The sequence below is a fragment of the Pseudomonas sp. TE9122 genome, assembly GCF_056278925.1.
On record NZ_JBWBQI010000001.1, the window covers coordinates 5,014,101 to 5,037,317 of the forward strand.

Below are 23,217 nucleotides of genomic sequence, written 5' to 3' on the forward strand. Positions count from 1 at the left end.
TCCACTCACGCTTTATCTGTCGCCGCCGGCAAGGTGAAACCGGACACCGAACGGCGCAACTGACTGGCCATTTTCGCCAGGTTGCCGATGCTCTCGGCGGTGGCCGTGGACCCCGACGAAGTCTGCGAGGTGATCTGCTGGATCACGTTCATCGTCAGCGAGATCTGTCCGGCCGAAGAGGTCTGCTGCTGCGCCGCGTTGGAAATGCTCTGGATCAGCGCCGCGAGGGTCTTGGATACGCCTTCGATTTCTTCCAGGGCCACACCGGCATCCTGCGCCAGTCGCGCGCCGCGCACCACTTCGGTGGTGGTCTGTTCCATGGAAATCACCGCTTCATTGGTGTCGGCCTGAATCGCCCGCACCAGGGTTTCGATCTGCCGGGTCGCGGCGGATGAACGTTCGGCCAGCCGTTGCACTTCGTCGGCAACCACGGCAAAACCGCGCCCGGCGTCGCCGGCCATCGATGCCTGGATCGCCGCGTTGAGGGCGAGGATGTTGGTCTGGTCGGCGATGTCGTCGATCAGGCTGACGATGTCGCCGATTTCCTGGGACGACTCGCCGAGGCGCTTGATGCGCTTGGCGGTGTCCTGAATCTGTTCGCGGATGTTGTCCATGCCGTGGATGGTGTTGTGCACCACCTCGTTGCCCTTGTTGGCGATTTCCACGGAACGCTCGGCCACCGCCGACGATTCGGCAGCGTTGGCCGAGACCTGATCGATGGACTCGGCCATGTCGCTGATCGCTGTCGAGGCTTCGGAAATCTGCTGGGCCTGTTGCTCAGACGCTTGGGCCAGATGCATGGCGGTGGCCTGGGTTTCCTGCACAGCGGCGGCAACCTGGCCGGCGGTGAGGTTGATGGTGGCTACCAGATCACGCAATTGGTCGACGGAATAGTTGATCGAGTCGGCGATGGTGCCGGTGAAGTCTTCGGTCACTGAAGCGGTCACGGTGAGGTCGCCATCGGCGAGGTCTTCGATTTCGTCGAGCAGGCGCATGATCGCGTTCTGGTTGCGCTCGTTCTTCTCGGCGGTTTCACGCAACTGGCGATTGGTTTCGCGGACCATGACCAGACCGATGAGGATGATCGAGGCCAGCGCCAGCAGGCCCAGCACATAGCCGCCAATGGTGTCGGTGTTGCGCCCGCCGGCCAGATGCTCGAAACCTGTAGCAAGGTGTGAGGCTTCGTCGAGCAGGGTTTGCGACAGGGTGAAGATGTTGCTCGCCGATTCGCGCACCTTGAACAGCTCTGGCGAGGTTTCGAGGATTTCATCCACGGAGCCGGAAACGAACTGGAACAGCTCGGAAATTTCGCTCAAACGGGCGCGGGCGTCGCGGTCCTCGACCTGGCTGATTTTCAGCGCCGGGTTGCCTTGCAACATGCCGTTAAGCACCAGGCCGAAACGCGCGGCATCGCGGCCAAAGGCGTCGGCGGCCTGCTGTGAATTTTCGTCACCGGCGAGCACGGTGTTGACGGCACCGAGGATGCGTTCGGCAAGCAACGATTGCCGTTGCGCCATCGCTACCTGCGCCGCCGGAGCGCCGCGCTGGAGGAGGATTTCCACGACTTTTTCGTATTCGATCTGCAACTGCGGTACGGTTTCGGCCAGCGTTGCGGCGACTTGATGCAGCGACAGCACGGTCTGTTCGCTGCTGAGGATCGCATCGGTGTTTTTCAACAGGCGCTCCCAGTCCATCTGCACCGCGCGCATTTCCGGGCGCACGGCGACGGGTGCCGGCGGCAGGCCGGTGTTCGGGTCACCCTTCTTCAGGTAGCCCCAGCGCTGGGCAAAATCGTTGCGCGCATCACTGAGCAGTTTGAAGGCGGCCGCCTTGCCCGCCGCCGCTTCGGTGGCGTTCTTGGCGATGCGTTGCGAGAGCACGCGCAGTTCGCCGGCATGGCCGATGTACTGCTTGTCGTAGTTCGACTGGGTGTTGAGGTACGCGAAGTTGGCGAACAGCAGCATGATGAACACGATCAGTGCGATAAACAGCACGATGATCTGTGCGCGACTGCGCGATGCTTCTGCCGACTTGCCTGTTTTTGCTTTTGTCATCGGTCCTCGCCTATGAAACCTGCCATGGCCCTTGTGGGAGCGAACCTTGCTGGCGAGGGGATTTATCCCCGTTCGGCTGCGAAGCAGTCGCAAAAATATCGCATGCGCTGACGGTGTCAGGCATTGCAGTTTTTGCGGCCGCTGCGCGACCCAACGGGGATAAATCCCCTCGCCACATGGCCCGCGTCCACATGGGTTCTGTTGTTCGTGCTATAGAGCCACACCCATGAACACCGGAGACCTGGCCAGTGCGAACAGGCTGAACACCCGCCAGTTCTGTTCACGGCGGAAATAGCCTTTGACGAATTCGGCCTTGGAGCCCTGGCGCTTGCTGATCGACAGCGGCTCGAAACTGCCCTGCTCGAAATGCTGCAAGCCGATGACTTCGTCGACCATCATCCCGGCGAACACGTCTTCATGTTCCACCACCAATACCCGCCGTTGTTTGCGCAGCGGCGACAGTTCATGGCCGAAGAACCCGCACAGGTCCATGATCGGCAGCAGCCGCCCGCGCAGATTGGCCACACCCTTGACCCACGGCTTGACCCCGGGCAACTGGGTGAAGCGCGGTTCATGCAGGACTTCGCTGACTTCGCCCATCGGCGCCACATACCAATGCTCGCCGAGGCGAAAGCCGATGCCGCTCCAGCGATCCGGGCGCGCCGCTTGCGACGGCAGGTCCGCTGCCAGCAGGCGGCAGCGCTGGTCGATCTGCCAGAGCAGTTCGAACGCGGTCAGCGATTCGTTCATGATCGCGCGATCAGCCGTTGAGGACGTTGTTCAGGGTCTTGATCAGGGTGTCTTCGTCGACCGGTTTGGTCAGGTAATCCTTGGCGCCCTGGCGGGTGCCCCAGACCTTGTCGGTTTCCTGATCCTTGGTGGTGATGATGATCACCGGGATGTGCGCCGTGTCGGCATCCTTGGTCAACTGCCGGGTCGCCTGAAAACCGTTGAGGCCCGGCATGACGATGTCCATCAGCACCGCGTCGGGTTTTTCCTGACGGGCCAGGGCCACGCCGTCGGCGCCGTTCTCGGCCTTGAGCACTTCATGGCCGTGCTTTTCGAGCATGCCGGTGAGTTTGTACATTTCAGTCGGCGAATCATCGACGATCAGGATACGTGCCATGGTCTTCCCCATTTTTCTGGTCGACTGCCGGCCCGCTGGCCGAGCGTCACTGTGCGTGTCTTACTGCGGCAAAACGGCGGCGAAGCCCGGAACATGGGCCTGGATCGCGTTGAGCAGTTCTTCTTTGCTGAACGGCTTGGTCAGAAATTGATCAGAGCCGACAATCCGCCCCTTGGCCTTGTCGAACAGACCGTCCCTGGACGACAGCATGATCACCGGCGTCGCCTTGAAGGCGCTGTTGTTCTTGATCAGGGCGCAGGTCTGATAACCGTCCAGACGCGGCATCATGATGTCGACAAAGATGATCCCGGGATGGTGGTCGGCAATCTTCGCCAGCGCGTCGAAACCGTCGATGGCGGTGATCACTTCGCAACCGACATTCTTCAACAATGTTTCGGCGGTGCGGCGAATCGTTTTCGAGTCGTCGATCACCATGACCTTCAAGGCGCTGGACTGCTGTTCCATAAGAGGGTTCTACCGTCGCCTTTGCGAATCAAATTGTCCGTTTTGCTGTGAATAATGGCCTGAAACCCTTGAAACCCATGGGGCGGCGCGATCTGCCAGCCTTTTTAGCACAGTCTCCAGATGCAATCTATCGACGGGTTTTTCCTTGACCCGAAACCCGCCCGGCGCCACTCTGGCGGCACTTTTTCAATACCGATCCGGTAGCCAAATTTCGAGGAAAACCCAATGAGCGTTCGCGTCGGGATTGTCATGGACCCTATCGCCAGCATCTCCTATAAAAAGGATAGCTCGCTGGCCATGCTGCTGGCCGCGCAGAAGCGTGGCTGGGAACTGTTCTACATGGAACAGAAAGACCTGTATCAGGCCGAAGGCCATGCGCGGGCGCGGATGAGCCCGCTGAAAGTCTTCGCCAACCCGGACAAATGGTTCGAGCTGGACGCCGAACAGGACAAGCTGCTAAGCGACCTGGACGTGATCCTGATGCGCAAGGATCCGCCGTTCGACATGGAGTTCGTCTACTCCACTTACTTGCTGGAACAGGCCGAAGCCGCCGGCGTGCTGGTGGTGAACAAGCCGCAGAGCCTGCGCGACTGCAATGAAAAGCTGTTCGCTACGCTGTTTCCGCAGTGCACGCCGCCGACCATCGTCAGCCGCCGCCCGGACGTATTGCGTGAGTTCGCCGACCATCACGGTGACGTGATCCTCAAGCCGCTGGACGGCATGGGCGGTTCGTCGATCTTCCGCCACACCGCCGGCCACCCGAACCTCTCGGTAATCCTCGAAACCCTGACCCTGCACGGCAAGCAGCAGATCATGATTCAGGGTTACCTGCCGGCGATCGTCGATGGCGACAAGCGCATCCTGATGATCGATGGCGAGCCGGTGGATTACTGCCTGGCGCGGATTCCGGCGCTGGGCGAAACCCGTGGCAACCTCGCCGCCGGTGGCCGTGGCGAAGCGCGTCCGCTGACCGAGAAGGATCGCTGGATCGCCGCCCAGGTCGGCCCGACCTTGCGCGAGAAAGGCCTGCTGTTTGTCGGCCTCGACGTGATCGGCGAGCACCTGACCGAAATCAACGTCACCAGCCCGACCTGCATCCGCGAAATCGACAATGCGTTCGGCACCGATATCGGCGGCATGCTGATGGATGCGATCGAAAAGCAGCTGCAAGCTTCGAGCCGCAAGCCACAAGCTTGAAGCCGGCCCGCGTCAGCTTGAAGCTTGAAGCTTGAAGCTTGAAGCTTGCGGCTCGTCGCTTGCTTCTATGTCACTTGCAGCTAAAAACCAACATTGCGTTATCATGCCGGGCCCATGAAAACGCGATGTTGGTTTTTCTGTCATGACCCTCCCGTCCGATCTGCCCGCTGAACTCGCCCATCGTGGCGTGCGCCCGGCCGATCGCCTCGGTTTTACCCTGTTTCTCGCGGCGCTGATTCACCTGGCGCTGCTGCTCGGCGTCGGCTTCACCATGGTCGAGCCGCAGCAGATCAGCAAAACCCTGGAAATCACCCTGGCCACCTTCAAGGCCGAGAAGAAGCCGGAAAAGGCAGATTTTCTCGCTCAGGAAAACCAGGAAGGCAGCGGCACGCTCGAGAAGAAGGCCCTGCCCAAGACCACTGAAGTCGCGCCTTTCCAGGACAATCAGGTCAAAAAGGTCACCCCGCCGCCCGCCGCCAAGCCAGTGGTGCAGGAAGCCGCACCGAAGGCAGCGGTGACCACCGTCGCGCCGAAACCGAAAAAGGCGCCGACCAAGAAAGAAGAAAGCAAAACCGAGGTCAAACCGACCGTCGACGCGCCGGTGTTCGACAGCTCGCAGTTGTCCAGCGACATCGCCAGCCTCGAGGCGGAGCTGGCCAAGGAACAACAGCTGTACGCCAAACGCCCGCGCATCCACCGTTTGAGCGCGGCCTCGACCATGCGCGACAAGGGCGCCTGGTACAAGGACGACTGGCGCAAGAAGGTCGAGCGCATCGGCAACCTCAACTATCCCGAAGAAGCACGGCGCAAGCAGATCTACGGCAATTTGCGCCTGATGGTCTCGATCAACCGCGACGGTTCGCTGTATGAGGTGCTGGTGCTGGAATCCTCCGGCCAGCCGCTGCTCGATCAGGCGGCGCAGCGCATCGTCCGCCTGGCCGCGCCGTTTGCACCGTTTACCGGCGATCTGTCGGACATCGACCGCCTGGAAATCATCCGCACCTGGAAATTTGCCCGGGGCGACAAGCTCTCAAGCAATTAAGAGCAAAATCAAAAGATCGCAGCCTTCGGCAGCTCCTACAGTGGGCCTGCGTACACCCTGTAGGAGCTGCCGAAGGCTGCGATCTTTTAAAGCCTCAGCTTGTCAGTTTGCCCCTTCGACGCCACACTAGCGCTCATGAAAAACGTCAGCCCCAGCTACCTCAAGCATCACTTCCTGATCGCCATGCCACACATGGCCGACCCGAACTTTGCCCACACCTTGACCTACATCGTCGAGCACACGGCCAATGGCGCGATGGGGCTGGTGGTCAACAGGCCGCAAGACTTGAACCTGGCCGACATCCTCGAACAGCTGCGCCCGGACATCGAGCCGCCGGCACGCTGCCAGGATGTGCCGATCTTCATCGGCGGGCCGGTGCAGACCGATCGCGGTTTCGTCCTGCACCCGGCGGGCCAGACCTTCCAGGCCACGGCGCAGCTGGACGGCGACCTGGCCCTGTCGACTTCGCAGGACGTGCTGTTCGCCATCGCTGACGGCGTCGGCCCCTCGCAGAGCCTGATCACCCTCGGTTACGCCGGCTGGGAAGCCGGGCAACTGGAAGCCGAACTGGCCGACAACGCCTGGCTGACCTGCCCGTTCAACGCCGACATCCTCTTCAACACCCGCAGCGAATTGCGCCTGGAAGCGGCAGCGCGGCATCTGGGCATCGATCTCAATCTGCTCACCAGCCAGGCAGGTCACGCCTGATGGCCCTGCGCCTGATTCTCGGCTTCGACTACGGCACCAAACAGATCGGCGTCGCGGTCGGCCAGGTCATCACCGGCCAGGCCCGCGAGCTGTGCACTTTGAAAGCGCAGAACGGCGTGCCGAACTGGGATCAGGTCGAAGCGCTGATAAAAGAATGGAAACCCGACGCCGTGGTGGTCGGCCTGCCGCTGAACATGGACGGCACGCCGAGCGACATGTGCGTGCGCGCCGAGAAATTCGCCCGCCGCCTCAACGGCCGCTACAACCTGCCCTTCTATACCCACGACGAACGCCTGACCACTTTCGAAGCCAAGGGCGAGCGACTGGTGCGTGGCGGGCAGAAAGGCAGTTACCGCGACAACCCGGTGGACGCCATCGCCGCTGCCCTGCTGCTGCAGGGCTGGCTCGATGAAAACACTGCATTGTTTGAATCCTGACAAGCGCTTCGGCGCTTTTCTTTTGGTTATAAACCGAGCTTCGTCCGGCAGGACGCAGCGCGGAATCACGAAGGAGCAACCATGAGCCTGCCCAATCCCGCCGATCTGATCAGCCAGATGGCGACCCGCCTCAAGGCGCACCTTGCCCAGCGTGACATCAGCGAACCGCGTTACATCGGCATCCGCACCGGCGGCATCTGGGTCGCGCAGGCGCTGCTCAAGGAACTGAACAGCGATGCGCCACTGGGCACGCTGGATGTGTCCTTCTATCGCGATGACTTCAGCCAGAATGGCCTTCACCCGCAAGTGCGCCCGTCCGCCCTGCCCTTCGAGATCGAAGGCCAGCATCTGGTGCTGATCGACGACGTGCTGATGAGCGGTCGGACTATCCGCGCCGCGATGAATGAATTGTTCGATTACGGCCGCCCGGCCAGCGTCACCCTGGTCTGCCTGCTGGACCTGGACGCCGGCGAGCTGCCGATCCGCCCCAACGTGGTCGGCGCCACCCTGACCCTGGCCGGCAACCAGCGGGTCAAGTTGTCCGGCCCCGAGCCGCTGACGCTCGAACTGCAAGACGTCACCCTTTAATCCGCCCTATTGAGAGTCCCCCTCGCGATGACGCCTCTAGATACCAAGCGCCCGCTGCAGCTCAATGATCAGGGCCAGCTGCGCCACTTCCTCTCGCTCGACGGCCTGCGCCGCGAGTTGCTGACGGAAATCCTCGACACTGCCGACTCGTTCCTTGAAGTCGGCGCCCGGGCGGTGAAGAAAGTCCCGTTGCTGCGCGGCAAGACCGTGTGCAACGTGTTCTTCGAAAACTCCACGCGCACCCGCACCACGTTTGAACTGGCGGCCCAACGGTTGTCGGCAGACGTGATCACCCTGAACGTGTCGACATCGTCGGCGAGCAAGGGCGAAACGCTGCTCGATACCTTGCGCAACCTTGAAGCGATGGCTGCCGACATGTTCGTCGTGCGCCACGGCGACTCGGGCGCGGCGCACTTCATCGCCGAGCATGTCTGCCCGCAGGTGGCGATCATCAACGGCGGCGACGGCCGGCATGCGCACCCGACCCAAGGCATGCTCGACATGCTCACCATCCGTCGGCACAAGGGCGGTTTCGAAAACCTCTCGGTGGCGATCGTCGGCGACATCCTGCATTCGCGGGTGGCGCGCTCGAACATGCTCGCGCTGAAAACCCTCGGCTGCCCGGATATCCGCGTGATCGCGCCGAAAACCCTGCTGCCGATCGGCATCGAGCAATACGGCGTCAAGGTCTACACCGACATGGCTGAAGGCCTCAAGGACGTCGACGTGGTGATCATGCTGCGCCTGCAGCGCGAGCGCATGACCGGCGGCCTGCTGCCCAGCGAAGGCGAGTTCTACCGCCTGTTCGGCCTGACCACCGCACGTCTGGCCGGGGCCAAACCCGATTGCATCGTCATGCACCCGGGGCCGATCAACCGTGGCGTGGAGATCGAGTCGGCGGTGGCCGACGGCCCGCACTCGGTGATCCTCAATCAAGTGACCTACGGCATCGCGATTCGTATGGCCGTGCTGTCCATGGCCATGAGCGGGCAGACTGCGCAACGTCAATTCGAGCAGGAGAACGCCCAGTGAAGCTCAGCATTCTCGGCGCACGCGTTATCGATCCCAGCAGCGGCCTGGATCAAATCACCGACATCCACGTTGAAGCTTGCAAGATCGTCGCCCTCGGCGCCGCACCGGCCGGTTTCAGCGCAGTGGAAACCATCGATGCCCAAGGTCTGGTCGCCGCGCCTGGCCTGGTCGACCTCAACGTTGCCCTGCGCGAGCCGGGCTACAGCCGCAAAGGCTCGATCGTCAGCGAAACCCGCGCCGCCGCTGCCGGTGGTGTGACCAGCCTGTGCTGCCCGCCGAAGACCAGACCGGTGCTCGACACCTCAGCCGTCGCCGAACTGATCCTCGACCGCGCCCGCGAGGCGGGCAACACCAAGGTGTTCCCGATTGGCGCGCTGAGCAAAGGTCTTGATGGCGAGCAATTGGCCGAACTGGTCGCGCTGCGCGACGCCGGTTGCGTGGCGTTCGGCAACGGTCTGGAAAGCTTCCGCAACAGCCGCACCCTGTGCCGGGCGCTGGAATACGCAGCGACTTTCGACCTGACGGTGATCTTCAACTCGCAGGATCACGATCTGGCCGAGGGCGGTCTGGCCCACGAAGGCGCGGTCGCCAGTTTCCTTGGCCTGCCGGGCATCCCGGAAACCGCCGAAACCGTGGCGCTGGCTCGCGATCTGCTGCTGGTCGAGCAGACCGGCGTGCGTGCGCATTTCAGCCAGCTGACCAGTGCGCGCGGTGTGGCGCTGATTGCCCAGGCCCAGGCCCGTGGCTTGAAGGTAACGGCGGATGTTGCGCTGTATCAGCTGATCCTGACTGACGAAGCGCTGATCGACTTCAACAGCCTCTACCACGTGCAACCGCCGCTGCGCACCCGCGCCGATCGCGATGGCCTGCGTGAGGCAGTGAAGTCCGGGGTGGTCTCGGCCATTTCCAGCCATCACCAGCCCCACGAGCGCGACGCCAAACTGGCCCCGTTCGGCGCCACCGAGCCGGGCATCAGCAGTGTTGAGTTGCTGCTGCCGCTGGCGATGACGCTGGTTGAGGATGGTTTGCTCGACTTGCCGACGCTATTGGCTCGGTTGAGCGCAGGCCCGGCCGAAGCGCTGCGCCTGCCGGCGGGCAAACTGGCGGTAGGCGGCGCGGCGGATATCGTGCTGTTCGATCCGAAGTCTTCGACGGTGGCCGGTGAACACTGGCTGTCGAAGGGCGAGAACTGCCCGTTCATCGGCCACAGTCTGCCGGGCGTGGTGCGCTATACGCTGGTAGATGGGCGGATTACGCACCAGGCTTGATAGCCAGTTGACCCCTTCGCGAGCAGGCTCGCTCCCACAGGTATTGCGGTGATTCCTGTGGGAGCGAGCCTGCTCGCGAAAGCTTACTGGAAGGCGCCGCGATTCTGCGCGTTGCGCACCGACACCTGATCGTTCAGCGTCCAGAAGTCATACAGCACGCCAATAAAGAACAACCCGCCGGTCAGCAGATACAGCAAGCCGCTGATCCATTTGCCCTGATACATCCGGTGCACGCCGAACACACCGAGGAAGGTCAGCAGAATCCACGCGACGTTGTACTCGATCGGCCCGGCGGCAAAGCGCAGGTCCGCTTCGCGATCCATCGCCGGGATCAGAAACAGGTCGATCAGCCAGCCAATCCCCAGCAAACCGAAGGTGAAGAACCAGATCGTCCCGGTCACCGGTTTGCCGTAATAAAAGCGGTGCGCGCCAGTGAATCCGAAAATCCACAGCAGGTAGCCGATGACTTTGCTGTGAGTGTCTTTTTCTTTCACGCGGGGTAGCTGATAGCTGTTCATTAAGACCTCATTGCACTCGATAGATAAATATTCTTCATTTCTTTGTGACTTTTTTACAGGTGGCCGACGTATGGCAAATGTTACCGTTGCTAGCGCGAAACCCTTGTAGAACCTGACTTCTGTCGGACAATTGCGTACTTTTTGAGCGTTTTTGGTTCCGTAGCCAGCCGAATGAATCGATGAACGGCCTCGGAACGGCAAAAAAAGCTGTTATAAAGTTGCGCGCTATCACTTATGAGCCACGCCTAATGCGACCATTTTTCAAGACATGGCTGACCATTTGCCTATTAATGCCACTGGCCGCCCACGCCACCAATCGTGAGCAACGTCTTCCCAACGTCAACGGCTTCACCCCTAAATCCCATGCTTCGGCTCCATCGAGCAAAAGCAGCAAGAGCAAGACCACCACGCTGAGCAGCAAGAGCCGCAGCAAGCTGGTGCCACCGATGGCGAGCAAGGAAAGCAGCAATGTGCTGAGCCGTGCGGTAAACGTCCTCGGTACACCTTATCGTTGGGGCGGCAGCAGCCCAAGTAAAGGCTTCGATTGCAGCGGTCTGGTGAAATACGCGTTCAACGACGCTACTTTCGACCTGCCACGCACCTCCAATGCCATGGCCAGCGGTCACGGCGAGAAAGTCGAGCGCAAGGATCTGAAGCCGGGCGATCTGATTTTCTTCAACATCAAGAGCCGTCGGGTCAACCACGTTGCCATCTACCTGGGCAACGACCGCTTCATCCACGCCCCGCGCCGTGGCAAAGCGGTGAGCATCGACACGCTGAACAAGCCGTACTGGGAAAAGCATTACGTCGTGGCCAAGCGCGTATTGCCGAAAGAACAACAGCAGCTGCGCGTAGTCCAGCGCTGAGCTGTTTGATCTCCTGAATCAGCTTCAGCAGTACCGGCCTTTTCGCGAGCAGGCTCGCTCCCACAGAAGAATGCATTCCAGCTGAAGGAATGCGGTTTGATGTGGGAGCGAGCCTGCTCGCGAAGGGGCCGGCAGCCGCACCAGCGACCCTCAGAAATTATCAGGCGTACGCGCCTTCTCCCGCGCATGCTCGCGGCTGATCAGGCCCTTGGTCACCAGATCCTTCAGGCACATATCGAGTGTCTGCATCCCCAACGACCCACCGGTCTGAATCGCCGAATACATCTGCGCCACCTTGTCCTCGCGGATCAGGTTACGGATCGCCGATGTCCCGAGCATGATTTCATGCGCCGCCACCCGCCCGCCGCCGATCTTCTTGATCAACGTCTGCGACACCACCGCCAGCAACGACTCTGACAGCATCGAACGCACCATCGATTTCTCGTCGCCGGGAAACACGTCGACCACGCGGTCGATGGTCTTCGCCGCTGAGGTCGTGTGCAGCGTGCCGAACACCAGATGCCCGGTCTCGGCGGCGGTCAGCGCCAGGCGAATGGTTTCCAGATCACGCATCTCGCCGACCAGAATCACGTCCGGGTCTTCACGCAGCGCCGAGCGCAGTGCGGTGGCGAAGCTGCGCGTATCGCGATGGACTTCGCGCTGATTGATCAGGCATTTGCGCGATTCATGGACGAACTCGATGGGGTCCTCAATGGTGAGGATGTGGTGATGGCGATGGGTGTTGAGGTAATCGATCATCGCCGCCAGCGTGGTCGATTTGCCGGAGCCGGTCGGCCCGGTGACCAGCACCAGCCCGCGCGGCGCATCGGTGATCTTGCGGAAAACATCGCCCATGGCGAGGTCTTCCATGCTCAGCACTTTCGACGGAATGGTGCGGAACACGGCGCCGGCGCCACGGTTCTGGTTGAATGCGTTGACCCGAAAGCGCGCCACGCCGGGTACATCGAAGGAAAAATCCGTTTCCAGATTTTTCTCGAATTCGATGCGCTGGGTGTCGTTCATGATGTCGTAGATCAGCTCGTGCACTTGCTTGTGATCCAGCGCCGGCAGATTGATCCGTCGCACGTCGCCATCGACACGGATCATCGGCGGCAGGCCGGCCGACAGGTGCAGGTCGGAAGCGCCCTGTTTGGCGCTGAAGGCCAGCAGTTCAGTGATATCCATAGCGTCCCTCAATTCCAGTAGAATGCCGCGAACCTACAGACCGCCGGCGCCTCTTGATGTCCACGATAGCAGACAACATCCTTCAGGTTAGTTCGCGCATCCAGGCAGCGGCCAAAGCTGCGCACCGCGACGAAAACAGCATCCATTTGCTCGCCGTGAGCAAGACCAAACCCGCCCAGGCCCTGCGTGAAGCCTATGCCGCCGGCCTGCGCGACTTCGGCGAGAACTACTTGCAGGAAGCTTTGGGCAAACAGCTGGAGCTGGCCGACCTGCCCTTGATCTGGCACTTCATCGGCCCCATTCAATCGAACAAGACTCGCGCGATTGCCGAGCATTTCGACTGGGTGCACTCCGTGGATCGTCTGAAAATTGCCCAACGCCTGTCCGAACAACGCCCGGCCGAACTGCCGCCACTGAACATCTGCATTCAGGTCAATGTCAGTGGCGAGGCGAGCAAATCCGGTTGCACGCCGGCCGATCTGCCAGCGCTGGCCGAGGCCATCAGCGCGTTGCCACGCTTGAAACTGCGCGGACTGATGGCGATTCCCGAGCCGACCGAAGAGCGTGCTGAACAGGACGCTGCCTTCGCCGCCGTGCAGACATTGCAGGCGAGCCTCGCTCTGCCGCTCGACACACTGTCCATGGGCATGAGCCACGATCTCGAGTCGGCCATCGCCCAAGGCGCTACCTGGGTGCGGATCGGTACCGCGCTGTTTGGCGCCAGAGATTACTCCCAGTCTTGAACGTTTCCAGATAAGGACCACACATGAGCAACACACGTATTGCGTTTATCGGTGCGGGCAACATGGCGGCCAGTCTGATTGGCGGCTTGCGCGCCAAAGGTCTGGAAGCGGCACAGATCCGCGCCAGCGATCCGGGCGAAGACACCCGTGCCAAGGTCAGCGCCGAACACGGCATCGAAACCTTCGCTGACAACGCCCAGGCCATCGACGGCGTCGATGTCATCGTGCTGGCGGTCAAGCCACAGGCGATGAAAGCCGTGTGCGAGGCGATTCGCCCAAGCCTGAAACCGAATCAACTGGTGGTGTCGATCGCCGCCGGCATTACCTGCGCAAGCATGACCGCGTGGCTCGGCGAACAGCCGATCGTGCGCTGCATGCCGAACACCCCGGCGCTGCTGCGTCAGGGTGTCAGCGGTTTGTACGCGACCAGCGAAGTAACCGCCGAGCAGCGTCAGCAAGCCGAAGAGCTGCTGTCCGCCGTCGGCATCGCCCTGTGGCTGGAGGAAGAACAGCAACTGGACGCGGTCACCGCAGTGTCCGGCTCCGGCCCGGCGTACTTCTTCCTGCTGATCGAAGCCATGACCGCCGCCGGCGTCAAACTTGGCCTGCCAAAAGAGATCGCTGAGCAACTGACCGTGCAGACTGCTCTGGGCGCCGCGCACATGGCGGTGTCCAGCGATGTCGACGCCGCCGAATTGCGTCGCCGCGTGACCTCGCCAAACGGCACCACGGAAGCTGCGATCAAATCATTCCAGGCTGGCGGCTTCGAAGCGCTGGTTGAAACCGCACTCGACGCCGCCGCGCACCGCTCGGCCGAAATGGCCGAACAACTGGGCAAATAAAGGAGCCTTACATGATCGGATTGAACACCGCAGCGGTTTACGTGCTGCAAACCCTCGGCAGCCTGTACCTGCTGATCGTGCTGCTGCGCTTCGTCCTGCAACTGGTGCGGGCGAACTTCTACAACCCGCTGTGCCAGTTCGTGGTCAAGGCCACTCAGCCGCTGCTCAAGCCTTTGCGCCGGGTCATCCCAAGCCTGTTCGGCCTCGACATGTCGTCGCTGGTGCTGGCGATTCTGGTGCAACTGCTGCTGATGGCGCTGACCCTGCTGCTGACCTACGGCACCACCGGCAACCCGCTGCAACTGTTGATCTGGTCGCTGATCGGCGTCACTGCACTGTTCCTGAAGATCTTCTTCTTCGCTCTGATCATCAGCGTGATTCTGTCGTGGGTTGCACCGGGCAGCCACAATCCGGGTGCTGAACTGGTCAACCAGATCTGCGAACCGGCGCTGGCACCGTTCCGCCGCTTCCTGCCGAACCTCGGCGGCCTGGATCTGTCGCCGATCTTCGCCTTCCTTGCGCTGAAATTGATCGACATGCTGGTGATCAACAATCTGGCGGCGATGACGATGATGCCGGAGATTCTGCGTTTGCTGATGTGAGGTCGGGGGATGGGCGCTCGTCTTGATGTCGGCGTCGCCTGCGCCCCTCACCCCAGCCCTCTCCCGAGGGAGAGGGAGCCGATCGGGTTGTTTTCAAGGCCTGAGTTCGACTCGATATCTCAGGTCAGCATCACTCTGAAGATCGCCGCGGTCAGTCCCCTCTCCCTCCGGGAGAGGGTTAGGGTGAGGGCCGCTTGCCGCTACCCCCCACGGTCTTTAGACTTACGCCTCATTTCAACGAGAGCAGGGTCGATGCCAACTGCCTTTCCCGCCGATTCTGTTGGTCTGGTAACGCCGCAAACCGCGCATTTCAGCGAACCGCTGACGCTGGCCTGTGGCCGTTCGCTGGCCGCTTATGACCTGATTTATGAAACCTACGGCACGCTGAACGCCCAGGCGAGCAACGCCGTGCTGATCTGCCACGCGCTGTCCGGTCATCATCACGCCGCTGGTTATCACAGCGTCGATGACCGCAAGCCCGGTTGGTGGGACAGCTGCATCGGCCCCGGCAAGCCGATCGACACCAACAAGTTCTTTGTGGTCAGCCTGAACAACCTCGGCGGCTGCAACGGCTCCACCGGCCCGAGCAGTATCAACCCGGAGACCGGCAAGCCGTTCGGCGCCGACTTCCCGGTGCTCACCGTCGAAGACTGGGTGCACAGCCAGGCGCGCCTGGCTGACCTGCTCGGCATCGGCCAGTGGGCGGCGGTGATCGGCGGCAGCCTCGGCGGCATGCAGGCGTTGCAATGGACCATCACCTACCCGGATCGCGTGCGGCACTGCCTGGCCATCGCCTCGGCACCAAAACTGTCGGCGCAGAACATCGCCTTCAACGAAGTCGCGCGCCAGGCGATCCTCACCGATCCGGAATTCCACGGCGGTTCGTTCCAGGAAGCCGGCGTGATCCCCAAGCGCGGGCTGATGCTCGCGCGCATGGTCGGCCACATCACCTATCTGTCCGACGACTCCATGGGTGAGAAATTCGGCCGTGGCCTGAAGAGCGAAAAGCTCAACTACGACTTCCACAGTGTCGAGTTCCAGGTCGAAAGCTACCTGCGTTATCAGGGCGAAGAGTTCTCCGGGCGCTTCGATGCCAACACTTATCTGTTGATGACCAAAGCGCTGGACTACTTCGATCCGGCGGCGAACTTCGACGATGATCTGGCGAAAACCTTCGAAAACGCCACGGCCAAGTTCTGCGTGATGTCATTCACCACCGACTGGCGCTTCTCCCCTGCACGCTCGCGCGAGCTCGTGGATGCGTTGATGGCCGCGCGCAAGGACGTCAGTTATCTGGAAATCGACGCGCCCCAGGGCCACGACGCCTTCCTGATTCCGATCCCGCGTTATTTGCAGGCGTTCGGCAATTACATGAACCGCATTTCGTTGTGAGAAAGCCATGAGAGCTGATCTGGAAATCATCCAGGAATGGATCCCCGCCGGAAGCCGCGTCCTCGACCTGGGTTGCGGTGACGGCGAGCTGCTGACCTGGCTGCGCGACAACAAGAACGTCACCGGTTATGGCCTGGAAAACGACGCCGACAACATCGCCGAGTGCGTGGCCAAGGGCATCAACGTCATCGAGCAGGATCTGGACAAAGGCCTGGGCAATTTTGCCAGCAACAGTTTCGACATCGTCGTCATGACCCAGGCCCTGCAAGCGGTGCATTACCCGGACAAGATCCTCGACGAAATGCTCCGGGTCGGCCGGCAGTGCATCATCACCTTCCCCAATTTCGGCCACTGGCGCTGCCGCTGGTATCTGGCGAGCAAGGGCCGCATGCCGGTCTCGGAATTCCTGCCCTACACCTGGTACAACACGCCGAACATTCACTTCTGCACCTTCGAGGATTTCGAAGAACTGTGCCGCGAACGTGACGCCAAGGTCATTGATCGGCTTGCCGTGGATCAACAGCACCGCCACGGGTGGGCCAGTAAGCTATGGCCTAATCTGTTAGGTGAAATCGGTATCTACCGCGTCAGCAGTCCGCAGTTGGCGGACGCCCGAGTCGCGGTCTGAGCCAGGGCATTTGAAGGAGCACGAACATGAGCCGTCTAGCGTTGCTGTTATTCACCGCCTGCCTGAGCGCCAGCACCATGGCGGCGGACGTCATCAAAGGTGAGCGCAAGGAAACCTTCGGCGACATCACGGTGCACTACAACACCTTCAACTCGACGTTCCTGCAACCGGACATCGCCAAGGCTGCCGAGCTGATCCGCAGCAAGAACCAAGGCGTGATCAACGTCTCGGTGGTCAAGGACGGCAAACCGGTGATCGCCAGCGTCACCGGCACGATCAAGGACCTGACCAGCAACAGCGTGCCGCTGAACTTCCGCCAGGTCACCGAACAGGGCGCGATCTACTACATCGCCCAGTACCCGGTGCCGCAGCAGGAAACCCGCACCTTTGAAATCAAGGTGCAGAACGGCGACAAGATCAACACTATCAATTTCAACCAAGAACTCTTTCCCGGCGAATGATGAACATCAAGCAGCTCGTACTGGCCAGCCATAACGCCGGCAAACTCAAAGAACTCCAGGCCATGCTCGGCGACTCGGTGCAACTGCGCTCGATTGGCGAGTGGAGCAAGGTCGAGCCGGAAGAAACCGGCCTGTCGTTTGTCGAGAACGCGATCCTCAAGGCCCGCAATGCCGCGCGCATTTCCGGGCTGCCGGCACTGGCCGATGATTCCGGGCTGGCGGTGGATTTCCTTGGCGGTGCGCCGGGTATCTACTCGGCGCGTTACGCCGACGGCCAGGGCGATGCGGCGAACAACGCCAAACTGCTCGATGCGCTGAAGGACGTACCGCAAGCCGAGCGCGGCGCGCAGTTCGTCTGCGTATTGGCACTGGTGCGCCACGCCGATGATCCGCTGCCGATTCTCTGCGAAGGCCTGTGGCACGGGCGCATCCTCACCGCTGCCAGCGGCGAACACGGTTTCGGTTACGACCCGCTGTTCTGGGTGCCGGAACGTGACGTGTCCAGCGCCGAACTGAGCCCGGCCGACAAGAACCAGATCAGCCACCGCGCCCGTGCAATGGATCTGCTGCGCCAGCGTCTGGGCTTGAAATGACCACTGATTCTTCCGCGTCGTCGCTGATTATCGGCGGCGCCGCGTCCTCGCCTCGGGCGCCGCTGCCAACTCTGCCGCCCCTGGCGCTGTACATCCACATTCCGTGGTGTGTGCGCAAATGCCCGTATTGCGATTTCAACTCGCACACCGCCAGCCCGGTGCTGCCGGAGCAGGAATACGTCGACGCGCTGCTGGCCGATCTCGATCAGGATCTGCATGCGGTGTATGGCCGTGAGCTGACTTCGATTTTCTTCGGTGGCGGGACGCCCAGCCTGTTCAGCGCCGAAGCCCTCGGGCGTTTGTTGAAGGGCGTCGAACAACGCATCCCGTTCGCTGCCGACATCGAAATCACCCTTGAGGCCAATCCGGGCACCTTCGAGCAGGAGAAGTTTGTCGCCTATCGCAAGCTGGGGATCAATCGGCTGTCGATCGGTATCCAGAGCTTTCAGCAGGAGAAGCTTGAGGCCCTTGGCCGCATCCACAACGGTGACGAAGCCGTGCGTGCGGCGGGCATGGCGCGACAGGCAGGGTTCGATAACTTCAACCTGGACTTGATGCACGGTTTGCCCGATCAGTCGCTGGACGATGCCCTGAGCGATCTGCGCCAGGCCATCGCGCTGAAGCCGACGCACATTTCCTGGTATCAACTGACGCTGGAGCCGAATACGGTGTTCTGGAATCAGCCGCCAGTGCTGCCGGAAGACGATACGCTGTGGGACATTCAGGAAGCCGGCCAGGCGCTGCTGGCCGAGCACGGTTACGCGCAGTACGAAGTGTCGGCGTATGCCCAGGCCGGTCGACCGGCGCGGCATAACCTTAATTACTGGAGCTTCGGCGACTTCATCGGCATCGGCGCCGGCGCCCATGGCAAGTTGAGCCACCCGGACGGGCGCATCGTGCGCACATGGAAAACCCGCCTGCCGAAGGATTATCTGAACCCGGCGAAAAGCTTTCAGGCCGGCGAGAAATCGCTGAGCAATGACGAGATGCCGTTCGAGTTCCTGATGAACGCCCTGCGCCTGACTGCCGGGGTCGAATCGCGCCTGTATCCGGAACGCACCGGCCTGTCGCTGGACACCCTCGCCGAAGGCCGGCGCGAGGCCGAACAAAGCGGCCTGTTGCAGGTCGAACCGTCACGCCTGGCGGCGACCGAACGCGGCCAACTGTTCCTCAACGATTTGCTGCAACAATTTCTGAACTGACTTCAGCTCAAAGGGAAAACGCATGGATTTGATACTCGACCTGCTGGCCACCGTCTCCCGCTGGAGCCGCAGCAATCTCTCGGAAATCGCCCTGGCGCTGGTCGGTTGCCTGCTGGTGCTGTTCGGCGCTGACTTCAAAGGCTGGGTCGAGCAACGCCTGGGCAGCATCGCCGGCGCCCTGCGCGTGCCCCTGATGGCCCTGCTCTGCCTGATCGGCAGCGGCGCCGCGCTGATCTACGCCACGCCATGGGTGATCAAAGGCCTGAGCCAGTTCAACAACTACAGCCTGGCGCCGGTGCTGCTGGTGGTACTGGTGCTGATCGGCGTGGTTGCTGATCGCCGCTGATCTTTCGGCACACCCAAAACGAATGTAGGAGTGAGCCTGCTCGCGATAGTGGTCTGACATTCAACCTCTTCGGTGACTGTCAGTCCGCAATCGCGAGCAGGCTCACTCCCACAGTTGATCGCAATGAAAGGGAAGTTCATGAGTAAAAAACTACTGGATGAGACGAGCAAATTTCTTAGCTTCGTGTTGCGTCACGAGCCTCAGGCGATCGGACTGAATCTGAATTCGGAAGGCTGGGCAAATATCGAAGCACTGATCAGCGGCGCGGCGCGTGATGGCAGGCATTTAAGTCGTGAGCTGATTGAAAACGTCGTGACCAGCAGTGACAAGAAGCGTTTTACGATTTCCGCTGATGGCCACTGTATACGCGCTGTTCAAGGCCACTCGACGAAAAGCGTTGATCTGCAATTCGAGCAGAAACAGCCACCGCAAACGCTCTACCACGGAACAGCGACGCGTTTTCTCGACTCGATCCACAGACAAGGCTTGATTCCAGGACAACGCCATCAGGTGCATCTGTCCGACGAGATCGCCACCGCGTCGGCCGTGGGTCAACGCTACGGAACGCCAGTCGTTCTGAAGGTTGCCGCCAAGCAGATGGAAGAACAGGGCTTCAAGTTCTATCAGGCCGAAAATGGCGTCTGGTTGACAGAGCAGGTGCCCGCTCGATTTCTTGCCCCCCTGTAATCTCCTCATACACAAAACAATTGTGGGAGCGAGCCTGCTCGCGAAGGCGTCTTGACATCCAACATCATCGTTGAACGTCAGACCGCTTTCGCGAGCAGGCTCGCTCCCACAGTTTTTTTGCGTGATGCTTATGCGATCTTTTCGAACTTCAGATCCCACACGCCATGGCCAAGGCGTTCGCCACGGCGTTCGAACTTGGTGATCGGGCGTTCGGCCGGGCGTGGGACGCATTTGCCGTCTTCGGCAAGGTTGCGGTACCCCGGGGCGACGTTCATCACTTCCAGCATGTACTCGGCGTAAGGCTCCCAGTCGGTGGCCATGTGCAGAATGCCGCCAACCTTCAACTTGCTGCGCACCAGTTCAGCGAACGAGGCCTGGACGATGCGGCGCTTGTGGTGGCGGCTCTTGTGCCACGGATCCGGGAAAAACAGCATCAGGCGATCGAGGCTGTTGTCGGCGATGCAGCGATTGAGCACTTCGATCGCGTCACAATCGTAGACCCGCAGGTTGGTCAGCCCTTGGGTCAGCACGCCATTGAGCAGCGCGCCGACACCCGGACGGTGTACTTCAACACCGATGAAATCCTGCTCTGGAGCGGCCGCGGCCATTTCCAGCAGCGAGTGGCCCATGCCGAAACCGATTTCCAGCGAGCGCGGCGCCGAGCGGCCGAACACCTGGTCGTAATCGACCGGCGCATCGGCCAGCGGCAGCACATACAGCGGCGCGCCCTGATCCAGGCCGCGTTGCTGGCCTTCGGTCATGCGCCCGGCGCGCATCACGAAACTCTTGATGCGGCGGTGTTGGCGCTCGTCGCCTTCGTCCGGCTGGACAGGCGTGTCGTTCGATTCAGTCATCAATGGCTCTTACTTGATCAGACCATCCAGCGGCGAAGAGGCGCTGGCATAGAGTTTTTTCGGCATGCGGCCGGCGAGGTACGCCAGGCGACCGGCGACGATGGCGTGCTGCATGGCTTGCGCCATCATGACCGGTTGCTGGGCGTGGGCGATGGCCGAGTTCATCAGTACAGCGTCGCAACCCAGTTCCATGGCGATGGTCGCGTCGGAAGCAGTACCGACACCGGCATCCACCAGCACCGGGATCCTGGCTTCTTCGAGGATGATCTGCAGATTGTACGGATTGCAGATACCCAGACCGGAGCCGATCAGACCGGCCAGCGGCATCACCGCGATGCAGCCGATTTCCGCCAGTTGCCGGGCGATGATCGGGTCATCGCTGGTGTAGACCATCACTTCGAAGCCTTCCTTGACCAGGGTTTCGGCGGCCTTGAGGGTTTCGATCACGTTGGGGAACAGGGTTTTCTGGTCGGCCAGCACTTCCAGCTTCACCAGATTGTGGCCGTCGAGCAGTTCACGCGCCAGGCGGCAGGTGCGCACGGCTTCGATGGCGTCGTAGCAACCGGCAGTGTTCGGCAGGAAGGTGTAGCGATCCGGCGACAACACTTCAAGCAGGTTCGGCTCGCCTTCGATCTGGCCCAGGTTGGTGCGGCGTACGGCGAAGGTGACGATCTCGGCACCCGAGGCTTCGATGGCCTGGCGGGTTTCTTCCATGTCACGGTACTTGCCGGTACCGACCAGCAAACGCGACTGGTAAGTACGACCGGCCAGCACAAAAGGCTTGTCGCTACGAACGATGCTCATGGGGAATCCTCTTTAAGGGTGAGGGTCTTGCAGAATTCTGTGCCCTTGCGGGCCGGGCGATCAGCCGCCGCCGATGGCGTGGACCACTTCGACGTTGTCGCCGTCGTTCAACGTAGTGTCGGCATGCTGGCTGCGCGGGACGATGTCCAGATTGAGCTCGACCGCCACCCGACGTCCGGCCAGATCCAGACGGGTGATCAGGCCCGCAACGGTTTCACCGTCGGGCAGTTCAAAGGACTCACCGTTCAACTGAATGCGCATGCACAACGCCGCCATCATTTTTAGGGGCTGGCATTCTAGCCCGATCATGACCTAAAGGTCAGTACCAAGCGTCAAGCGGTTAGCTGCAAGCGCCAAGCGGCGAGGCCGAGGCAAACCCAACCGATGAGAAACGCGAGGCCACCAAAAGGGGTAATGATGCCGAGCTTGCTGATGCCGGAGGTGGTCAGCAGATACAGGCTGCCGGAGAACAACACAATGCCGACGGTGAAGGACACGCCGGCCCAAGTGACCAGCCGCCCTGGAATCTGCGTGGCCAGCAGCGCAACGCCGAACAGTGCGAGTGTGTGCACCAATTGGTAGGTGACGCCCGTGTGGAAAATCGTCAGGTATTCCGGCGTCAGACGGTTTTTCAGGCCGTGGGCGGCAAACGCACCCAGCGCAACACCGGTGAATCCGAAAAAAGCGGCCAGCATCAAAAAGCCACGCAGCATGAGGAACTCCAGTCAGACGCCATCGGCAGGGTCTGTATAATGGCCCGCTCCACGGGTTCGGCCAAGCCATCTCTATGCTGCGTTCAATTTTCCGTCGTCTCACGAAGGCCCTGCTCTGGTTCGCCGGCGGCAGTGTCTTGCTGGTGCTGGTGTTTCGCTTCGTGCCACCGCCGGGCACGGCGTTGATGGTCGAGCGCAAGGTCGAATCCTGGGTCGACGGCGAGCCGATTGACCTGCAGCGCACCTGGAAACCGTGGAACGAGATCTCCGATGACCTGAAAGTGGCGGTAATTGCTGGCGAAGACCAGAAATTCCCCGAGCACTGGGGCTTCGATCTGCGCGCGATTCAGGCTGCTCTGGCCCACAACGAACTGGGCGGTTCGATTCGCGGTGCCAGCACCTTGAGCCAACAGGTGTCGAAAAACCTCTTTCTGTGGTCGGGCCGCAGTTATCTGCGCAAAGGCCTGGAGGCGTGGTTTACCGCGCTGATCGAGGTGTTCTGGCCCAAGCAGCGGATTCTTGAGGTGTACCTGAACAGCGTCGAGTGGGATGACGGCGTGTTTGGCGCTGAAGCGGCGGCCCGCCATCACTTTGGTGTGAGCGCGAAGTCATTGTCGCGCCAGCAGGCGAGTTATCTGGCTGCCGTACTGCCCAATCCACGGGTGTGGAGCGCCAGCCATCCGACCGGTTATGTATCGCGCCGGGCTGGGTGGATTCGGCAGCAGATGAGTCAGTTGGGCGGGGACAGTTACTTGCTCGGGCTGAACGATTCGCGGCGGGCGCCTTGGGCTGAATAACACCGAAATTCCAATGTGGGAGCGAGCCTGCTCGCGAAAGCGGTGTGTCAGCTTGCATTGATGGTAC

The 23,217-nt window shown here is 61.2% G+C and carries 29 protein-coding genes; 19 read left to right on the top strand and 10 right to left on the bottom strand.

The genetic code is table 11. The features are described 5' to 3' along the window. Positions 1 to 5: 5 nt before the first annotated feature. The 4 genes from ACZ9BE_RS22625 to pilG form a co-directional block, all read right to left on the bottom strand. Positions 6 to 2,054: a methyl-accepting chemotaxis protein gene (locus ACZ9BE_RS22625; protein ID WP_476249960.1), complete on the bottom strand. Its 2,049-nt coding sequence runs from the start codon at positions 2,052 to 2,054 to the stop codon at positions 6 to 8. A 210-nt stretch (positions 2,055 to 2,264) separates the two neighbouring features. Continuing rightward, positions 2,265 to 2,804 carry a chemotaxis protein CheW gene (locus tag ACZ9BE_RS22630; protein ID WP_476249961.1) on the bottom strand — a complete coding sequence of 180 codons (540 nt, stop codon included), beginning with the start codon at positions 2,802 to 2,804 and terminating at the stop codon, positions 2,265 to 2,267. Positions 2,805 to 2,814: 10 nt separating this feature from the next. Next, positions 2,815 to 3,180, bottom strand: coding sequence for a twitching motility response regulator PilH (gene pilH, locus ACZ9BE_RS22635; RefSeq protein ID WP_016772744.1), 366 nt, complete (start codon positions 3,178 to 3,180; stop codon positions 2,815 to 2,817). 60 nt (positions 3,181 to 3,240) lie between these two features. Further along, positions 3,241 to 3,645, bottom strand: a complete 405-nt coding sequence (pilG, locus tag ACZ9BE_RS22640; protein WP_016772743.1) for a twitching motility response regulator PilG — start codon at positions 3,643 to 3,645, stop codon at positions 3,241 to 3,243. Between the two features lie 225 nt (positions 3,646 to 3,870). Between pilG and gshB the strand changes: the two genes are divergently transcribed. From gshB to ACZ9BE_RS22675, 7 genes are all read left to right on the top strand, one after another. Continuing rightward, positions 3,871 to 4,842 carry a glutathione synthase gene (gene gshB / locus ACZ9BE_RS22645; protein WP_476249962.1) on the top strand — a complete coding sequence of 324 codons (972 nt, stop codon included), beginning with the start codon at positions 3,871 to 3,873 and terminating at the stop codon, positions 4,840 to 4,842. A gap of 142 nt (positions 4,843 to 4,984) precedes the next feature. After that, on the top strand, positions 4,985 to 5,884 hold the full coding sequence (locus tag ACZ9BE_RS22650) for an energy transducer TonB (protein WP_406227785.1): 900 nt from the start codon (positions 4,985 to 4,987) through the stop codon (positions 5,882 to 5,884). A 135-nt stretch (positions 5,885 to 6,019) separates the two neighbouring features. Beyond that, on the top strand, positions 6,020 to 6,592 hold the full coding sequence (locus tag ACZ9BE_RS22655) for a YqgE/AlgH family protein (RefSeq protein WP_476249963.1): 573 nt from the start codon (positions 6,020 to 6,022) through the stop codon (positions 6,590 to 6,592). Further along, positions 6,592 to 7,029, top strand: coding sequence for a Holliday junction resolvase RuvX (gene ruvX / locus ACZ9BE_RS22660; protein WP_041476809.1), 438 nt, complete (start codon positions 6,592 to 6,594; stop codon positions 7,027 to 7,029). The genes ACZ9BE_RS22655 and ruvX overlap by 1 nt, the downstream gene beginning before the upstream one ends. Before the next feature lie 81 nt (positions 7,030 to 7,110). Then, on the top strand, positions 7,111 to 7,617 hold the full coding sequence (gene pyrR, locus ACZ9BE_RS22665) for a bifunctional pyr operon transcriptional regulator/uracil phosphoribosyltransferase PyrR (protein ID WP_016772737.1): 507 nt from the start codon (positions 7,111 to 7,113) through the stop codon (positions 7,615 to 7,617). A gap of 27 nt (positions 7,618 to 7,644) precedes the next feature. Beyond that, positions 7,645 to 8,649 (top strand): aspartate carbamoyltransferase catalytic subunit, encoded by a 1,005-nt coding sequence (locus ACZ9BE_RS22670; RefSeq protein ID WP_016772736.1) that lies wholly within the window; start codon positions 7,645 to 7,647, stop codon positions 8,647 to 8,649. Beyond that, entirely contained in the window at positions 8,646 to 9,917 is a 1,272-nt protein-coding gene (locus ACZ9BE_RS22675) for a dihydroorotase (protein ID WP_150743563.1), read from the top strand. The genes ACZ9BE_RS22670 and ACZ9BE_RS22675 overlap by 4 nt, the downstream gene beginning before the upstream one ends. 83 nt (positions 9,918 to 10,000) lie before the next feature. On the opposite strand, the gene ACZ9BE_RS22680 is transcribed toward ACZ9BE_RS22675, so the two are convergent. Further along, positions 10,001 to 10,435, bottom strand: a complete 435-nt coding sequence (locus tag ACZ9BE_RS22680) for an NINE protein (protein ID WP_016772734.1) — start codon at positions 10,433 to 10,435, stop codon at positions 10,001 to 10,003. 248 nt (positions 10,436 to 10,683) lie between these two features. Between ACZ9BE_RS22680 and ACZ9BE_RS22685 the strand changes: the two genes are divergently transcribed. Then, positions 10,684 to 11,301, top strand: coding sequence for a C40 family peptidase (locus ACZ9BE_RS22685; protein ID WP_024014657.1), 618 nt, complete (start codon positions 10,684 to 10,686; stop codon positions 11,299 to 11,301). Between the two features lie 150 nt (positions 11,302 to 11,451). On the opposite strand, the gene ACZ9BE_RS22690 is transcribed toward ACZ9BE_RS22685, so the two are convergent. Then, the gene (locus ACZ9BE_RS22690; RefSeq protein WP_041476813.1) at positions 11,452 to 12,486 is read right to left on the bottom strand and encodes a type IV pilus twitching motility protein PilT; all 1,035 of its coding nucleotides are present in this window, start codon (positions 12,484 to 12,486) and stop codon (positions 11,452 to 11,454) included. Between the two features lie 56 nt (positions 12,487 to 12,542). On the opposite strand from ACZ9BE_RS22690, the gene ACZ9BE_RS22695 reads away from it, so the two are divergent. The 10 genes from ACZ9BE_RS22695 to ACZ9BE_RS22740 all read left to right on the top strand — a co-directional run bounded on the left by ACZ9BE_RS22695 (position 12,543) and on the right by ACZ9BE_RS22740 (position 19,982). Beyond that, positions 12,543 to 13,229 carry a YggS family pyridoxal phosphate-dependent enzyme gene (locus ACZ9BE_RS22695; RefSeq protein WP_071172225.1) on the top strand — a complete coding sequence of 229 codons (687 nt, stop codon included), beginning with the start codon at positions 12,543 to 12,545 and terminating at the stop codon, positions 13,227 to 13,229. A gap of 23 nt (positions 13,230 to 13,252) precedes the next feature. Further along, the gene (gene proC / locus ACZ9BE_RS22700; RefSeq protein WP_476249964.1) at positions 13,253 to 14,071 is read left to right on the top strand and encodes a pyrroline-5-carboxylate reductase; all 819 of its coding nucleotides are present in this window, start codon (positions 13,253 to 13,255) and stop codon (positions 14,069 to 14,071) included. An 11-nt stretch (positions 14,072 to 14,082) separates the two neighbouring features. Further along, on the top strand, positions 14,083 to 14,673 hold the full coding sequence (locus ACZ9BE_RS22705; protein ID WP_476249965.1) for a YggT family protein: 591 nt from the start codon (positions 14,083 to 14,085) through the stop codon (positions 14,671 to 14,673). Between the two features lie 252 nt (positions 14,674 to 14,925). Continuing rightward, positions 14,926 to 16,065 carry a homoserine O-succinyltransferase MetX gene (metX, locus tag ACZ9BE_RS22710; RefSeq protein WP_024014658.1) on the top strand — a complete coding sequence of 380 codons (1,140 nt, stop codon included), beginning with the start codon at positions 14,926 to 14,928 and terminating at the stop codon, positions 16,063 to 16,065. Between the two features lie 7 nt (positions 16,066 to 16,072). Further along, a complete protein-coding gene (gene metW, locus ACZ9BE_RS22715) occupies positions 16,073 to 16,693 on the top strand; it encodes a methionine biosynthesis protein MetW (protein ID WP_056786380.1) in 621 nt (206 codons plus the stop codon). A gap of 26 nt (positions 16,694 to 16,719) precedes the next feature. Then, on the top strand, positions 16,720 to 17,154 hold the full coding sequence (locus tag ACZ9BE_RS22720; protein WP_110644428.1) for a DUF4426 domain-containing protein: 435 nt from the start codon (positions 16,720 to 16,722) through the stop codon (positions 17,152 to 17,154). Beyond that, the gene (gene rdgB / locus ACZ9BE_RS22725; RefSeq protein WP_108225072.1) at positions 17,151 to 17,747 is read left to right on the top strand and encodes an RdgB/HAM1 family non-canonical purine NTP pyrophosphatase; all 597 of its coding nucleotides are present in this window, start codon (positions 17,151 to 17,153) and stop codon (positions 17,745 to 17,747) included. Before ACZ9BE_RS22720 ends, rdgB begins: the two co-directional genes overlap by 4 nt. Beyond that, positions 17,744 to 18,949 carry a radical SAM family heme chaperone HemW gene (hemW, locus tag ACZ9BE_RS22730; RefSeq protein WP_056786374.1) on the top strand — a complete coding sequence of 402 codons (1,206 nt, stop codon included), beginning with the start codon at positions 17,744 to 17,746 and terminating at the stop codon, positions 18,947 to 18,949. The genes rdgB and hemW overlap by 4 nt, the downstream gene beginning before the upstream one ends. Before the next feature lie 22 nt (positions 18,950 to 18,971). Beyond that, positions 18,972 to 19,295 carry a DUF3392 domain-containing protein gene (locus tag ACZ9BE_RS22735; RefSeq protein WP_008083808.1) on the top strand — a complete coding sequence of 108 codons (324 nt, stop codon included), beginning with the start codon at positions 18,972 to 18,974 and terminating at the stop codon, positions 19,293 to 19,295. Between the two features lie 138 nt (positions 19,296 to 19,433). Beyond that, complete coding sequence (locus ACZ9BE_RS22740) at positions 19,434 to 19,982, top strand: RNA 2'-phosphotransferase (protein ID WP_150636923.1); 549 nt, start codon at positions 19,434 to 19,436, stop codon at positions 19,980 to 19,982. Positions 19,983 to 20,110: 128 nt separating this feature from the next. Here ACZ9BE_RS22740 and trmB read toward each other — a convergent pair whose 3' ends face one another. The 4 genes from trmB to ACZ9BE_RS22760 all read right to left on the bottom strand — a co-directional run bounded on the left by trmB (position 20,111) and on the right by ACZ9BE_RS22760 (position 22,353). Further along, positions 20,111 to 20,836: a tRNA (guanosine(46)-N7)-methyltransferase TrmB gene (trmB, locus tag ACZ9BE_RS22745; RefSeq protein WP_024014663.1), complete on the bottom strand. Its 726-nt coding sequence runs from the start codon at positions 20,834 to 20,836 to the stop codon at positions 20,111 to 20,113. Positions 20,837 to 20,845: 9 nt separating this feature from the next. Continuing rightward, complete coding sequence (locus tag ACZ9BE_RS22750) at positions 20,846 to 21,640, bottom strand: thiazole synthase (protein WP_476249966.1); 795 nt, start codon at positions 21,638 to 21,640, stop codon at positions 20,846 to 20,848. 60 nt (positions 21,641 to 21,700) lie between these two features. Continuing rightward, the gene (gene thiS, locus ACZ9BE_RS22755; protein WP_038861193.1) at positions 21,701 to 21,901 is read right to left on the bottom strand and encodes a sulfur carrier protein ThiS; all 201 of its coding nucleotides are present in this window, start codon (positions 21,899 to 21,901) and stop codon (positions 21,701 to 21,703) included. 71 nt (positions 21,902 to 21,972) lie between these two features. Further along, positions 21,973 to 22,353: a DUF423 domain-containing protein gene (locus tag ACZ9BE_RS22760; RefSeq protein ID WP_423663442.1), complete on the bottom strand. Its 381-nt coding sequence runs from the start codon at positions 22,351 to 22,353 to the stop codon at positions 21,973 to 21,975. Between the two features lie 74 nt (positions 22,354 to 22,427). Here ACZ9BE_RS22760 and mtgA point away from each other — a divergent pair, with 74 nt between their 5' ends. Then, positions 22,428 to 23,150 (top strand): monofunctional biosynthetic peptidoglycan transglycosylase, encoded by a 723-nt coding sequence (gene mtgA / locus ACZ9BE_RS22765; protein ID WP_095181330.1) that lies wholly within the window; start codon positions 22,428 to 22,430, stop codon positions 23,148 to 23,150. Positions 23,151 to 23,217 lie beyond the last annotated feature (67 nt).

Coding starts and splice junctions, on each gene's coding strand:
- ACZ9BE_RS22670 (WP_016772736.1), top strand. CDS start 7,645: ATGACGCCTCTAGATACCAAGCGCCCGCTGCAGCTCAATGATCAGGGC.
- ACZ9BE_RS22760 (WP_423663442.1), bottom strand. CDS start 22,353: ATGCTGCGTGGCTTTTTGATGCTGGCCGCTTTTTTCGGATTCACCGGT.
- ACZ9BE_RS22685 (WP_024014657.1), top strand. CDS start 10,684: ATGCGACCATTTTTCAAGACATGGCTGACCATTTGCCTATTAATGCCA.
- ACZ9BE_RS22735 (WP_008083808.1), top strand. CDS start 18,972: ATGGATTTGATACTCGACCTGCTGGCCACCGTCTCCCGCTGGAGCCGC.
- trmB (WP_024014663.1), bottom strand. CDS start 20,836: ATGACTGAATCGAACGACACGCCTGTCCAGCCGGACGAAGGCGACGAG.
- ACZ9BE_RS22720 (WP_110644428.1), top strand. CDS start 16,720: ATGAGCCGTCTAGCGTTGCTGTTATTCACCGCCTGCCTGAGCGCCAGC.
- ACZ9BE_RS22750 (WP_476249966.1), bottom strand. CDS start 21,640: ATGAGCATCGTTCGTAGCGACAAGCCTTTTGTGCTGGCCGGTCGTACT.
- pyrR (WP_016772737.1), top strand. CDS start 7,111: ATGAGCCTGCCCAATCCCGCCGATCTGATCAGCCAGATGGCGACCCGC.
- rdgB (WP_108225072.1), top strand. CDS start 17,151: ATGATGAACATCAAGCAGCTCGTACTGGCCAGCCATAACGCCGGCAAA.
- metX (WP_024014658.1), top strand. CDS start 14,926: ATGCCAACTGCCTTTCCCGCCGATTCTGTTGGTCTGGTAACGCCGCAA.
- hemW (WP_056786374.1), top strand. CDS start 17,744: ATGACCACTGATTCTTCCGCGTCGTCGCTGATTATCGGCGGCGCCGCG.
- ACZ9BE_RS22695 (WP_071172225.1), top strand. CDS start 12,543: ATGTCCACGATAGCAGACAACATCCTTCAGGTTAGTTCGCGCATCCAG.
- ACZ9BE_RS22680 (WP_016772734.1), bottom strand. CDS start 10,435: ATGAACAGCTATCAGCTACCCCGCGTGAAAGAAAAAGACACTCACAGC.
- ACZ9BE_RS22625 (WP_476249960.1), bottom strand. CDS start 2,054: ATGACAAAAGCAAAAACAGGCAAGTCGGCAGAAGCATCGCGCAGTCGC.
- metW (WP_056786380.1), top strand. CDS start 16,073: ATGAGAGCTGATCTGGAAATCATCCAGGAATGGATCCCCGCCGGAAGC.
- ACZ9BE_RS22740 (WP_150636923.1), top strand. CDS start 19,434: ATGAGTAAAAAACTACTGGATGAGACGAGCAAATTTCTTAGCTTCGTG.
- ACZ9BE_RS22630 (WP_476249961.1), bottom strand. CDS start 2,804: ATGAACGAATCGCTGACCGCGTTCGAACTGCTCTGGCAGATCGACCAG.
- ACZ9BE_RS22650 (WP_406227785.1), top strand. CDS start 4,985: ATGACCCTCCCGTCCGATCTGCCCGCTGAACTCGCCCATCGTGGCGTG.
- mtgA (WP_095181330.1), top strand. CDS start 22,428: ATGCTGCGTTCAATTTTCCGTCGTCTCACGAAGGCCCTGCTCTGGTTC.
- thiS (WP_038861193.1), bottom strand. CDS start 21,901: ATGCGCATTCAGTTGAACGGTGAGTCCTTTGAACTGCCCGACGGTGAA.
- ACZ9BE_RS22690 (WP_041476813.1), bottom strand. CDS start 12,486: ATGGATATCACTGAACTGCTGGCCTTCAGCGCCAAACAGGGCGCTTCC.
- pilH (WP_016772744.1), bottom strand. CDS start 3,180: ATGGCACGTATCCTGATCGTCGATGATTCGCCGACTGAAATGTACAAA.
- gshB (WP_476249962.1), top strand. CDS start 3,871: ATGAGCGTTCGCGTCGGGATTGTCATGGACCCTATCGCCAGCATCTCC.
- proC (WP_476249964.1), top strand. CDS start 13,253: ATGAGCAACACACGTATTGCGTTTATCGGTGCGGGCAACATGGCGGCC.
- ACZ9BE_RS22655 (WP_476249963.1), top strand. CDS start 6,020: ATGAAAAACGTCAGCCCCAGCTACCTCAAGCATCACTTCCTGATCGCC.
- pilG (WP_016772743.1), bottom strand. CDS start 3,645: ATGGAACAGCAGTCCAGCGCCTTGAAGGTCATGGTGATCGACGACTCG.
- ACZ9BE_RS22705 (WP_476249965.1), top strand. CDS start 14,083: ATGATCGGATTGAACACCGCAGCGGTTTACGTGCTGCAAACCCTCGGC.
- ruvX (WP_041476809.1), top strand. CDS start 6,592: ATGGCCCTGCGCCTGATTCTCGGCTTCGACTACGGCACCAAACAGATC.